The organism is Elioraea thermophila (ex Habib et al. 2022) (assembly GCF_003336755.1).
Lineage (GTDB): Bacteria > Pseudomonadota > Alphaproteobacteria > Acetobacterales > Acetobacteraceae > Elioraea > Elioraea thermophila.
On record NZ_QMDI01000013.1, the window covers coordinates 1 to 12,846 of the forward strand.

Below are 12,846 nucleotides of genomic sequence, written 5' to 3' on the forward strand. Positions count from 1 at the left end.
CGAAGCCATGCCCGACGATGAATCACGGCCAACCGCGTCGGCTCAACCCCAAGAGCCAGCCCTTTGCGCACCGAGTATGATCGCCGTTCCCCACGCACCGCCGCCCAAGCGTGCCGCGGTGCTTTTCCGCGATTGGGCGGAATGGATCGCCCGCAGCCACGGCTGCGCCGCCGACCGGTCGCTTCACCTGCCGGGGCGGGAGGGCGATCGACGCAACCTTCATGGCCACATCCAGCTGACGCCCCGGCGCAGCGACGGCCAATGCCTTCCTGCGAAGGCGGGCGCAATGGACGACCGGAAGACCAGGGGCCGACACTTCTCGGTGTGGCGCGCGGAATGGCGCGACGGTCGCGCGAGGCAGGCGTGCATCGGGATCGCCGCCGACCTCGACCCGCGCCCCTACGCCCAGCTGGCGCGGGAGACCCCTGTCTCGCCCATGCTCGGCGGCGAGCATCTCGGCCCCGCACATACCGCCCTCGTGCCGCGGGGCGTGCCGGAGGCAGCGGTGCTCTGCAACGCCACTCGCCGAGCGCTCGAGGCGAAGGGCCGGGCGTGGCGCCGCGCCTTCGACGAGACGCTGACCGCCATAATCGACGAGGCCGCATCCGCAGCGCCGCCGCAGCGGCACGGCCGGGCACCCCGAGGGCTGGACGCGATGACTTCAGGCGTATCACGCGGCCGTAGGCCGCGTTTCCAACGCTTCGAATGGCTCGGTGTAGCCTTGTGGTACCGCGCTCTCCCTTCGCCCTGATCGCCGTTTCGCTTCTCGGTTCGGCAAGACCTCTTCTCCATGGCTCGGGTCGGACCCCGAGCCCACCCCGCGCCGCCACCGTCGCTTGCGGCGACGATCGCCGGCCGGCCGGCGTCGCAGCGACTCGGAAGCCTACTCGGCTGCCTCCGGCGCCGTACGCGGCAACACCAAGCCACGGCCGCGCGGCTTCGGCTTGGCCCGGCGGCGCAGTTCCCGGATCTCCTCCATCTCGCGGGCAAGGCTCCGCACAAGCGCCTCACGCCCCGGGGCGTACTGAACCGGACCATCGAGAATCAGCCCATATTGGGCGGCACCGCGCAGCACGAAGGAGGGCTCGGCGAGATGCGGGCGACCGAAGGCGACGAGATCCGCCCGCCCCGCACCGAGGATGGTGTTGGCCTGATCGACGCTGGTGATGGAGCCGACGCACATTGTGGCAAGCCCCACCTCGTTGCGGATCATGTCCGCCCACGGCACCTGGAACATCCGCCCGTACTTCGGCCTTGCCTCCGGTACCGTCTGACCTGTCGAGACGTCGATCAGGTCGCAGCCCGCCTCGGCGAAGAGCCGCGCGATGGCGATCACGTCGTGATCGCTGATCCCTCCCTCGACCCAGTCGGTCGCCGAGATCCGTACGCTCATCGGCTTCTCCTCGGGCCAAACCGCGCGCATCGCCCGAAACACCTCGAGGGGAAAGCGGGCACGGTTCTCGATCGGTCCGCCATACTCGTCCCGCCGGCGATTGGTGAGCGGCGAGAGGAAGGAGGCGAGCAGGTAGCCGTGTGCGCAGTGCAGTTCGAGCAGGTCGAAGCCACACTCGATCGCCCGTCGTGTTGCGGCGACGAACTGATCGCGAACCCGCTCCATGTCGTCGCGCGTCATCTCGCGCGGCACTTGGCTGTCCGGATAGTACGGCAAGGGTGAGGGCGCGATGATCGGCCAACCGCCCTCGGGCAGAGGCCGGTCCATGCCCTCCCACATGAGGCGAGTCGCTCCCTTGCGGCCGGCATGCCCGAGTTGCAGCGCGACCTTCGCCGTCCCGTTCGCGTGCACGAACGCGACGATGCGCCGCCACGCCGCAACCTGCGCGTCATTCCACAATCCGGTACAGCCGGGTGTGATGCGGGCGTCCGGGGCGACGCAGGTCATCTCGGTGAACAGGAGGCCCGCCCCACCCATCCCGCGCGCGCCGTAGTGGACCAGATGCCAGTCCCCGGGCACGCCATCGACCGCCGAATATTGGCACATCGGCGACACGACCAGACGGTTGGCGAGGGTCAGCCCGCGCAGCCGGAAGGGCTGGAACGCCGGCGGAAGCGACGGGTCACCACCTGCCGCACGACCGAAATCCTCCCGCACCCGCCGTACGAAATCCGGCGCGCGCAACTCGAGATTGTCATAGGTGATCGCCTTCGACCGCGTCATCAATCCGAACGCGAACTGGATCGGGCGGAAGCCCCAGAACCGCCGCACGTGCTCGAACCAAACGAGCGACACGTCGGCTGCGTGCTGCGTCTTCTCGACCTCCTCGCGTCGCGTCTCCTCGAAACGGGCGAGGGCGGCGGCCACACCACCACCTGCCGCGAAGGCGCGATGCAGTGCGATCGCATCCTCCATGGCGAGCTTGGTCCCGCTGCCGATCGAGAAGTGCGCCGACGCCTTCGCGTCGCCGAGCAGGACCACATTGTCCTTCACCCAGCGCGCGCAGCGGATCATCGGAAAGCGGCGCCAGATCGAACGGTTCGTGCGCAGACGGTGACCAGCGAGTTCGAACGCGAAGACGCCCTCAAGGAATCTCGCGCTCTCGGCCTCGTCGCTCTCCGCCAGGCCGGCACGCGCGAAGGTCTCGGGGTCGGTCTCCAGCACCCAGGTGCTTGCGTTCGCCTCATACTGGTAGCAGTGGGCGATGAAGATCCCGTACTCGGTTTCGCGGAAGAAGAAGTGGAACGCATCCAAGCTGCGGGTCGACCCCATCCAGGCGAAACGATTCGGCCGCAGATCGACTTCCGGTTCGAAATGGTCCGCAAACCGGGTTCGGACGGCGCTGTTGATCCCGTCCGAGGCGACGATCAGATCGGCATCCGGGAAATCCTCGGGGCTTGCCTCCCGCCTGAACTCGAGCCGAACGCCGAGGCGCCTCGCACGCTGCTGCAGGATTTGCAGGAGGCGAACACGGGACAGGCCGCAGAAGCCGTTCCCCCCGATCCTGAACACCTCACCCTTGAAATGGATCGCGATGTCGTCCCACCAGGCGAATTCCTGGGCGATCGCGGCGAAAGTCTCAGGGTCGGCGTCCTCGATCGTCTCGAGCGTCTGATCCGAGAAGACGACACCGAATCCGAAGGTGTCGTCGGGCGCGTTGCGCTCGACGACCAGCACGTCAGCGTTCGGCCAATCGCGCTTGAACAGGATGGCGAAGTAGAGCCCCGCCGGGCCACCTCCGATGATCCTGACCCGCATCCTTCCCTCTCCAGCGCCGACCGACTGTTGCACGGCCGGCGAGCGCTTGGCTACAGTTTCCGTGAGTATGGGGAGATTTTCCGGGACACGCGCGTTGGTGACCGGTGGGGGAAGCGGCATCGGTCTGGCGTGTGCGCGGGCGCTCGCCGCCGACGGGGCGGAGGTGACGGTGCTCGGGCGTCGCGCTGAACCGTTGCAGCGTGCGGTGGCAGAGGGCGCGGCGCATGCGTGCCTCGTCGCCGATGCGCAGGACGAGGAGACGATCGTCGCGGCAGGGCCCTTCGGCATCGTCGTGCACGCCGCCGGTGCGGCGGAGAGCGCACCCTTCGCCGCGACGGACCGCGCTCTCGTCGAGCGGATGCTGGCGGCAAACCTCCTCACCGCGTTTGCCGTGGCACGTGCGGTCCTGCCGCCGATGCTCGCCGCGCGACAGGGCCGCATCGTGTTCGTCGCCTCGACCGCTGCGCTGAAGGGCTATCCCTACGTCTCGGCTTACGTCGCAGCCAAACACGCCGTGCTCGGGCTTGCCCGCGCCTTGGCCGTCGAAGTCGCCGGAAGCGGCGTCACCGCGAACGCGATCTGCCCGGGCTTCACCGACACGCCGCTGTTGGCGGCATCGATCGAACGGATCGTCGTCGCGACGGGGAAAACGGCGGACGAGGTGCGACGAAGCTTCGTGTCGTACAATCCGCAGAAGCGTCTCGTCCGCCCCGAGGAGGTGGCGGCGGCGGTGCTCTGGCTCTGCTCCGAGGAGGCATCGGCGGTGAACGGCAAGGCCATCGCGATCGACGGGGGAGAGACGTGATCGAAGGCGCACTCGCCGAGTATCGGGCGAGCCACTTCCGTTTCGAGGTCTCGGACGGGGTCGGCATCGTCACCCTCGATCGCGCGGAACGCAAGAATCCCCTCACCTTCGCGAGCTATCGCGAGCTCGCCCGGCTGTTCCGCCTTGCCGCGACCGACGACAGCGTCCACGCCTTCGTCATCACCGGGGCGGGGGGAAACTTCTGCTCCGGCGGCGACGTCCACGAGATCATCGGCCCTCTCCTTCGTCGCAACAGCCGCGGCCTTCTCGATTTCACGTCGATGACGGGGGAGCTCGTGAAGGCGATGCGGGGCTGCGGCCAGCCCATCGTCGCCGCGATCGACGGTGTGGCCGCCGGCGCGGGCGCGATCATCGCCATGGCCTCCGACCTCAGGCTCGCCACGCCGCGGGCGTCCGTCGCCTTCCTGTTCACGCGGGTCGGCCTCGCCGGCTGCGACATGGGCGCCTGCGCCATGCTGCCCAGGCTGATCGGACACGGCAGGGCAACGGAACTCCTGCTCACGGGTCGCGCCATGACCGCCGAAGAGGGACTCGCCTGGGGCTTCCACAATCGGCTCGTCGCGGCGGAGGAGCTTCTCGCGGAAGCGACGGCGCTGGCGCGCAGCCTCGCCCGCGGGCCGCGCTTCGCGCATGCGCTGACGAAGCGCATGCTCGGCATGGAGTGGGCCATGGGGGTGGAGGAGGCGGTCGAGGCGGAGGCGGTCGCGCAGGCCCTTTGCATGACGACGGGCGACTTTCGGCGCGCGTACGAGGCGTTCGTCGAGAAGCGCAAGCCCGTCTTCGAGGGCGAGTGATGGCCGATCGCGACGTCCTCGCCTGGCCCTTTTTCGCCCCCGAGCATCGTGTCTGGGCGGCCGAGGTGGACGCCTTCGTGCGGCAGCTTCCCGCGCACGACGAGGACGTCGATCGGGCGACCATCGAGCTCACGCGCGCCCTTGGCGAGGCGGGCCTGCTGCGGGCGGCAGTACCGGAGGACGGGCGATTGTCGGTGCGCCATCTCTGTCTCGCACGCGACATTCTCGCCCGCCACGACGGACTTGCCGACTTCGCCTTCGCCATGGCCGGTCTAGGTACGGGCGCGATCACCCTGTTCGGCACGCCGGCGCTCAAGTCGCGCTACCTGCCCGCCGTGCGCCGGGGAGAGGCGCTCGCCGCCTTCGCCCTGTCGGAACCGGAGGCGGGCTCCGATGTCGCCGCGATCACGACGGCGGCGAGCCGGGACCGCGATGGCAGCTGGCGGATCAACGGCGAGAAGACCTGGATCAGCAATGGCGGGCTCGCCGCCGTGTACGTCGTGGTCGCGCGGACCGGCGAAGGACCCGGCACTCGCGGCCTGTCGGCCTTCGTCGTTCCCGGCTCCGCTCCCGGGATGACCGTTGCCGAGCGCATCGCCGTCGCCGCCCCCCATCCGCTGGCGCGACTGCGGTTCGAGGATGTTCGCGTGCCGGGCGATCACTGCCTCGGCGCGCCCGGCGAAGGGTTCCGGATCGCGATGACGGTGCTCGACCACTTTCGGCCCACCGTCGGTGCCGCCGCCGTCGGATTCGCGCGCCGCGCGCTTGCGCTGTCGCTGGCGCGGGCGACGTCGCGCCGACTGTTCGGCAGCACGCTCTTCGACCAGCAGATGACGCAGGACGCGGTGGCCTCGATGGCGACCGAGATCGACGCCGCAGCCCTGCTTGTCTACCGCGCCGCCTGGCTCAAGGATGGCGGCGCCGAGCGCATCTCCCGCGAGGCGAGCATGGCGAAACTCTTCGCCACAGAAGCGGCGCAGCGCGCCGCCGACCGCTGCGTGCAACTCCACGGCGGTTTGGGCGTGGTGTCAGGGAGCCCGCCCGAGGTGCTGTGGCGCGAGGTGCGCGCATTGAGGGTGTACGAAGGCGCGAGCGAAATCCAGAAGCTGGTCATCGCGCGGGCGGAGCGCGATCGCGCGGCTGCTCCATCCGCCCGGGTTGCCGCCGCATGACCGGGCTCGCCGGCCAGACGGACGAGCCGTCCGCCCATCGCGACCGCTTCGCGCGCGACAATCTGCCGCCGCGCGCCGCGTGGCCGGAGCTCCTGTTCGAACTGCCCGAGCTGGCCTACCCGGCGCGACTGAACGTCGCGCGGGCGCTTCTCGATTCGGCTCTCGTCGCCGGAAAGCGCGAGCACACGGCCATCATCACCGACCGGGCTACGTTGAGCTACGGCGCGCTTGCCGAGCGGGTGAACCGCCTGGCATCCGTTCTCGTCCACCGTCTCGGCCTCGTTCCCGGCAACCGGGTCCTGTTGCGTGGCTACAACGACCCATGGATGGTCGCCGCATACCTCGCGGTCTGGCGTGCCGGCGGCATCGCCGTGGGGACCATGCCGCTCTTGCGGGCGACGGAGCTGGGCCAGATCCTACGCAAGGCCGAGATCAGCCACGCCCTGTGCGATTCCCGGCTGGCGGCGGAGCTTTTGGCCGCCGATGCCGCCTGTCTGCGGGAAGTGGCGATGTGGGGCGAGGGCCAACTCGAGACGCTCTGCGCCGAGGCCGACCCCGACATGCCCGCCTGCGACACGGCGGCTGAGGACGTCGCCCTCATCGCCTTCACCTCGGGCACGACCGGCGAACCGAAAGGCTGCGTGCACTTCCATCGCGACCTCGTCGCGATCTGCGACACTTATGCGCGTCACGTGCTGCGTGCGGATGCGGCGGACCGTTTCATCGGCACGCCTCCCCTCGCCTTCACCTTCGGGCTCGGCGGGCTGCTGTTGTTTCCCTTCCGCATCGGTGCCGCGGTCGTGCTGCAGGAGAGGCCCGGACCGGAAGAGCTGTTCGCCGCCATCGTCCGGCACGGCGCGAGTGTCTGCTTCACCGCCCCCACGGCCTATCGCGTGATGGCCCGCCTCGCTGCCGAGTGTCGACCGCACACGCTCCGACGCTGCGTCTCGGCCGGCGAACCGCTGCCGGTGCCCGTGCTCGAGGCTTGGCGTGACGCCACGGGACTGTGGCTGATGGACGGGATCGGGGCGACGGAGATGCTGCACATCTTCATCGCCACGGGCGTGGACGAGGCCCGGCCGGGCCTTCTCGGCAAGGTGGTGCCGGGATATCGCGCGGCCGTGCTGGACGACGCTGGTCGTCCCCTTCCCGACGGCACGGCGGGACTGCTCGCGGTCAAGGGGCCGACGGGGTGCCGCTACCTCGCGGATGAGCGTCAGCATCGCTACGTGCGCTGGGGCTGGAACATCACCGGCGACACCTTCGAACGGACCGAGGACGGTTGGTTCCGCTTCCGCGCCCGCAGCGACGACATGATCATTTCCGCCGGGTACAACATCGCGGGGCCGGAGGTCGAAGCGGCCCTGCTCACCCACGAGGCGGTTCGCGAGTGCGGGGTGGTCGGGGCCCCCGACCCGGAGCGCGGGCAGATCGTGACGGCTTTCGTCGTGCTGCGCGAGGGCGTCGCACCCTCCGACGCGCTCGCTGAAGCCCTGCAGGACCATGTCAAGCGCACGATCGCTCCCTACAAGTATCCGAGGCGCATCGTCTTTCTCGGCGCGCTGCCGAAGACGGCTTCCGGCAAGCTGCAACGTCATGCGCTGCGTGCGCTGGCGTCCCGGCAGGAAGCGTCCGACGCAGCCCGATGAGCCGGCCGCAGCCGATCCCGCCCGATGCCTTGCCGGCGGGCGCGTTCCGTCGCCCCTATCGCATCCGCTTTCACGACTGCGACCCGGCGGGGATCGTGTTCTTCGCCGCCTGGTTCGCCATCGCGCACGGCATCGTCGAGGAGTTCCTCGACCACATCGGCGTGCCGTTCGCCGCCCTCAACGGTCCGCGGCGCATCGGCACCGGCCTTGCCCACGCCGCCGCCGACTACTTCGCACCCGGCCGGTTCGGCGAGACCGTGGCGGTGACACCGCTGGTCGCGCGCGTGGGCGGCGGATCCTACCGTCTCGTCGTGCATGTGCATCGCGAGGCGAAGGAGCTCGTGCGGCTCGCCCTGGTCAGCGCAACCACGGATCTCGAGACCGGTCGTGCGATCCCCCTGCCCGACGACTTGCGTTCCGCCCTGTCCCGCTACCAGGAGGCGTGCGGCCAATGACCCTCGAGACCATCCTGCCCGCGGGCTGGCCGCGCCCGAAGGGCTACGCGAACGGCATGGTCGGCGCCGGGCGCGTGCTGTTCGTCGGTGGCCAGGTCGGATGGGACGAGAATGGCCGTTTCGCCGACGGGTTCATCGCCCAGACGGAGCGGGCCCTGCTGAACGTCGTCACCGTCGTGCGCAGCGCGGGCGGCTCGGTCGAGGACATCGCCCGTCTCGTCTGGTACGTGGTGGACATCGATCTCTATCGGCGATCGCTGCCGGAGCTCGGCCCTGCCTACCGTCGGGTGATGGGCAAGCACTTCCCGACCATGGCCGTGGTCGGCGTGACAGCCCTCGTCGAGCCGGCGGCGCTGGTCGAGATCGAGGCGACGGCCGTGCTCGCGTCCTGACGGGTCGGTTCGGCCGAGGCCGGGGGTTCGTGCGCGGCGAGGCGCCGGTTCGGCTCGTCCCCGTGGCACGAATGGTGGCCCCTGCGTGCGCCCCTGATCCTGCCCCTCCCCAGTTCGCCCGCCCCCTTCGCCGAGCGGCGAAATGCTTCGGCGCCCGGGAACGCATCGTGGTGCCCGCCGGCGTGACGCCGCCGCAGCGGGGGGTTCGGCGGAACATGCGGACAATCGCTGCGCATACCTGCAAGGGCACCGCCACGCGGGCTTGGACCGCCGCCGAGCCTGCGGGCCGTCTGACCGGAGCAGCCCGCCTTCATCACCGCGAAGACCATCGCCTGGTGGCAGGTGGCAAGGTCCAGGGCCAACGCCCAGCGGGGGATCGAGACGTCGCCGATTGTGCGATGGAGCGATCGGCGCTGGAATGGCGCGAGGGAGCAGGGGGATGCCGGAAGGCACCAGCAGCGCGATCCTCTTGGAAGCACGATTCGTCGGCCGCCCGCTGCGGCGGCGTGAGGACGCCGTTCTGCTCACCGGCCGCGGACGCTTCGCCGCCGATGTTCCGCCGCCGCCCGGAACCCTCTTCGCCCGCTTCCTGCGCGCCCCCGCAGGGCCGGCACGCATCCGCAGACTGGAGGTGTCGGCGGCGCGGGCCATGCCGCGGGTGGCGGCGGTGTTCACTGCCGGGGATTGTCCGCCCGCAGCGCAGCCGGCCGTGAACGCCGTCCTCGCCGGACTGCCGTCGGCGCGCTTCGCGCCGCTCGCCGGGCCGGAGGTGCCTTTTTGCGGTGCCGCGGTGGCGCTGATCGTGGCAGAGACGGAGGCGATCGCCGACGACGCCGCGGAGGCCATCGAGCTCGATCTCGAACCGCTGCAGGAGACGGCCGCCGACCCCGCCTTCGCCTGGACCTTCGGTGCCGAGGACGTGGCGGAAGCGACGCCGGTCGTCGTCACCGCAACGATCCGCCACGCGAGGCTCGCCCCGGCGGCGCTCGAACCGCGTGCCGTGCTCGCGGTCCCGGACGGCGGGCGGCTGCGCGTGCACCTCTCGTCGCAGACGCCGCATCGCGCCCGGACGGATCTCGCCGCGGTCCTCGGCCTCGATCCCGGCGCGATCCACGTGGCGGGCGGCGATGTCGGAGGCTCCTTCGGGGCCAAAGCCTCGATCACGCCGGAAGAGGCCGCGGTGGCGATGGCGGCGTGGCGTCTCGCGCGACCCGTCCGCTGGGTAGCGTCGCGCAGCGAGGAGTTCCTCTCCGCCCCGCGCGGGCGCGGGCTTTCCGTCTTCGGCCGCCTGGGCTTCGCCGCCGACGGCCGGGCCCGCTTCCTCTCGGCGACGATCTCCGCCCCGCTGGGGGCACGCCTCACCTCCTCGGCGGCCGTGCCGGCACGCAACGCGGCGCGCTGTCTGCCCGGCCCGTACGTCGTGCCACGCGTTGCGGCGCGCCTCGAGGGGCGTTTCACGCCGGAACCGGCGATCGGCATCTATCGCGGGGCCGGGCGGCCGGAGGCGGCGATCCTGCTCGAGCGGCTGATGGATCGCGCCGCCCGCCGCCTCGGTCTGTCCCCGGTCGAGATCCGACGCCGCAACCTGTTTCCCCCCGATGCCCTTCCGCACTCCACTCCGACCGGAGAGGTGCTGGACAGCGGCGACTATCCCGCCCTGCTCGACAGTGCCCTCAGCGTGGCGGGCGGCGCGTGGGAGGACCTCGCCGCCGAACGCGAAGCGCGGCGGGCCCGCGGCGAGTGCGTCGGTCTCGGCGTCGGCTGCTACGTCGAACCCTGCGGCCGAGGCTGGGAATCCGCCCGCGTCGCGATCACCGCAGACGGCCGGATCCGCGTCGCGACCGGCTCGACGAGTCAGGGACAGGGCCGGGCCACGGCCGTGGCGCAGATCGTGGCCGACGCCATGCGGCTCGCGGACCCTGCCGAGGTCGAGGTCCTGCTGCACGACACCGATACGACGCCGGAAGGGATCGGCGCCCTCGCCTCCCGCTCCACCGGGCTCGGCGGCGCCGCCCTGCTGCAGGCGGTGGCGTTCCTCGAGGACGAGGCCCGTTCGGTGGCGGCCCGGCTGCTGAACGCCGCCCGCGAGGAGGTCCTGCCTGCTCCCGGCGGCTTCCGGCACGCCGTCGATGCGGAGCGCCGGATCGGTTGGGAGAGGCTGGGTCCGCTCGAGGCGGAGGCGCGCCACACGGCGACGGCGGAGTCCTGGTCGGCCGGCTGCGTCATCGCCCGCGTCGCGATCGACCGGGAGACCGGCGTCGTGACCATCGAGGAGCTCGCCTGGGCGGAGGATGCGGGTACCATCGTCAATCCGCTGCTGGCGGAAGGCCAGATGTGGGGCGGGCTCGCGCAGGGCATCGGCGAGGTTCTCGGCGAGCGCATCGTCACCGACGGGGCGGGCACGCTGCTGACGGGCAGTCTCCTCGACTACTTTCTGCCGAGGGCGCTCGATATGCCCGAGAGGGCGGGTTTCGCGCGCCCGAGCCAACCCTGCCGCGCGGCGAACACACCGCTCGGCGCCAAGGGTATCGGCGAAGCCGGCACCATCGGCGTGCCGGCCGCGCTGCTGAACGCCATCGCCGATGCCCTGGGCGACTTGCCGGAGGAGATCGTCCTCCCCCTGACGCCGGAGACGATCTGGCGCCTCGCACGGGAGGGACCGCGCGCATGACGCTTCCCTACACGCCCGCCACGGCCAAGGACTACGCGCGCGAACACCTGCGCGGCATCTGGGCGGCGGCAATGACCCCCTTCCGTGCCGACCTGTCGATCGACGAGGAGGGGTTCCGGCGCAATCTCCGCCACTGGTTCCGCGATCTCGGCATCGACGGCGTGTTCGTCGCCGGCAAGCAGGGCGAGTACTACGCCCTTTCGCTCGCGGAACGGAAGCGCCTGTGCGACATCGCGGTCGCGGAGGCCCGGCGGGCGGGCACGCGGGTGATCTTTTCCGCCTCCGACCAGAACATGGACACGGTGATCGAGCTTGCGCGCCATGCCGAGGCGGCGGGAGCGGACTGGGTGGTGGTTCACGCTCCCGTCCTGCACTTCGTGCAGGACCAGGACGAGACGCTGCGCGCCTATTATCGCCGCATCGCGGATGCCACGGGTATCGGCATCGCCCTGTGGTCCCACCCGGACTCGGGCTACCTCATGAAACCGGAGCTCTGCGCCCGCCTCGCGCGCGAGATCCCGTCGGTGGTGGCGATCAAGTACTCCGTGCCGCGGGCGATGTACGTCGAACTCACTCGGCTGGCCGGCGATGCGTTGATCGTCTCGACCGCGAGCGAGGAGGAGTGGCTCGACAACATCATCGAGCTCGGCTGGCGGCTCTACCTCTGCTCGGCTCCGCCCTTCCTGCTGCAGACGGCCGAGGATCGGCGCATGCGCGACTACACCGATGCCGCCTTCGCCGGCCGGATCGACGAGGCGCAGCGGATCTCGGCGAGCCTCGAGCCCGTGCGGCGGGCGCTGAAGTCCTCTCGCCCTCCCGGCAAGCCCCATGCCCACCAGAAATGCTGGATGGAGCTGCTGGGCCAGGTGGGCGGTCCGGTTCGCCCGCCCATGCTTGATCTCACGGCAGCGGAACGGGACTCGGTGCGTCGCGCCTTCGACGCCTCCGGCCTGAAACCGGCCGTCCACGTCGCCGCATCATGAGGAGGACCGCCATGATCCCGCCGTTCAACTTCGCCCGCTGGATCGAGGAGAACCGCGAGTTGCTGAAGCCGCCCGTCGGCAACAGGCAGCTCTTTCCGGGATCGGGCATGGTGATCCAGGTCGTTGGCGGTCCGAACCGACGCGTCGATTTCCATGACGATCCGGCGGAGGAGTTCTTCTACCAGCTCAAGGGCGACATGGTGCTGAAGGTGCACGATCGCGGAAGGATCGAGGACATCCGCATCCGCGAAGGCGACGTCTTCCTGCTGCCGCCGCATGTGCGCCACTCGCCGCAACGGCCGGTTCCCGGTTCCGTCGGACTGGTGGTGGAAGGCGCGCGTCGCCCGGGCGACAAGGACGGTTTCGAATGGTTCTGCTTCAACTGCGGCGCCCTCGTGCATCGCGTCGAGGTCGAACTGAAGGACATCGTCGCCGACCTGCCACCGCTCTACGAAGCGTTCTACGCCAGCGTCGAGGCGCGGACCTGTCGCCGTTGCGGCACCGTGCACCCGGGCAAGGAACCACCTCAGGGCTGGGTCACGCTGTGAGGCCGACGCGCTGGGTTCGCGAGAAGCGAGCGGGTCCAAGCCGACCTGGTCGGCGGCACCGGCGCGATGGTCTCGCCGCGCGATCGCCCGGCGCCGCCGTGGCGGCGCTCCGTTCGGCCAACCAAGGCGCGGCCGGGCTTTTCAC

At 70.5% G+C, this 12,846-nt stretch carries 10 protein-coding genes and 1 pseudogene; 10 read left to right on the forward strand and 1 reads right to left on the reverse strand.

The window, feature by feature from the left end; genetic code table 11:
* Positions 1-751 (forward strand): annotated as a pseudogene (locus DWB05_RS13605) (hypothetical protein); the annotation flags it as partial.
* Positions 752-883: 132 nt separating this feature from the next.
* Here the strand turns inward: DWB05_RS13605 and DWB05_RS13610 are convergent.
* Entirely contained in the window at positions 884-3,211 is a 2,328-nt protein-coding gene (locus DWB05_RS13610) for a bifunctional salicylyl-CoA 5-hydroxylase/oxidoreductase (RefSeq protein ID WP_114377764.1), read from the reverse strand.
* Positions 3,212-3,308: 97 nt separating this feature from the next.
* On the opposite strand from DWB05_RS13610, the gene DWB05_RS13615 reads away from it, so the two are divergent.
* The 9 genes from DWB05_RS13615 (at position 3,309) to DWB05_RS13655 (ending at position 12,701) form a co-directional block, all read left to right on the forward strand.
* Positions 3,309-4,016 (forward strand): SDR family NAD(P)-dependent oxidoreductase, encoded by a 708-nt coding sequence (locus tag DWB05_RS13615; RefSeq protein WP_232818554.1) that lies wholly within the window; start codon positions 3,309-3,311, stop codon positions 4,014-4,016.
* On the forward strand, positions 4,013-4,831 hold the full coding sequence (locus DWB05_RS13620; RefSeq protein WP_114377766.1) for an enoyl-CoA hydratase family protein: 819 nt from the start codon (positions 4,013-4,015) through the stop codon (positions 4,829-4,831). Before DWB05_RS13615 ends, DWB05_RS13620 begins: the two co-directional genes overlap by 4 nt.
* On the forward strand, positions 4,831-6,003 hold the full coding sequence (locus tag DWB05_RS13625; RefSeq protein ID WP_114377767.1) for an acyl-CoA dehydrogenase family protein: 1,173 nt from the start codon (positions 4,831-4,833) through the stop codon (positions 6,001-6,003). Before DWB05_RS13620 ends, DWB05_RS13625 begins: the two co-directional genes overlap by 1 nt.
* A complete protein-coding gene (locus tag DWB05_RS13630) occupies positions 6,000-7,652 on the forward strand; it encodes an AMP-binding protein (protein WP_114377768.1) in 1,653 nt (550 codons plus the stop codon). Before DWB05_RS13625 ends, DWB05_RS13630 begins: the two co-directional genes overlap by 4 nt.
* The gene (locus tag DWB05_RS13635; RefSeq protein WP_114377769.1) at positions 7,649-8,107 is read left to right on the forward strand and encodes an acyl-CoA thioesterase; all 459 of its coding nucleotides are present in this window, start codon (positions 7,649-7,651) and stop codon (positions 8,105-8,107) included. Before DWB05_RS13630 ends, DWB05_RS13635 begins: the two co-directional genes overlap by 4 nt.
* On the forward strand, positions 8,104-8,499 hold the full coding sequence (locus DWB05_RS13640) for a RidA family protein (protein ID WP_114377770.1): 396 nt from the start codon (positions 8,104-8,106) through the stop codon (positions 8,497-8,499). Before DWB05_RS13635 ends, DWB05_RS13640 begins: the two co-directional genes overlap by 4 nt.
* 439 nt (positions 8,500-8,938) lie before the next feature.
* Positions 8,939-11,170 (forward strand): xanthine dehydrogenase family protein molybdopterin-binding subunit, encoded by a 2,232-nt coding sequence (locus DWB05_RS13645; protein ID WP_157967213.1) that lies wholly within the window; start codon positions 8,939-8,941, stop codon positions 11,168-11,170.
* The gene (locus DWB05_RS13650; protein WP_114377772.1) at positions 11,167-12,153 is read left to right on the forward strand and encodes a dihydrodipicolinate synthase family protein; all 987 of its coding nucleotides are present in this window, start codon (positions 11,167-11,169) and stop codon (positions 12,151-12,153) included. Before DWB05_RS13645 ends, DWB05_RS13650 begins: the two co-directional genes overlap by 4 nt.
* Positions 12,154-12,164: 11 nt before the next feature.
* The gene (locus DWB05_RS13655; protein ID WP_114377773.1) at positions 12,165-12,701 is read left to right on the forward strand and encodes a 3-hydroxyanthranilate 3,4-dioxygenase; all 537 of its coding nucleotides are present in this window, start codon (positions 12,165-12,167) and stop codon (positions 12,699-12,701) included.
* The last annotated feature ends 145 nt before the right edge of the window (positions 12,702-12,846 follow it).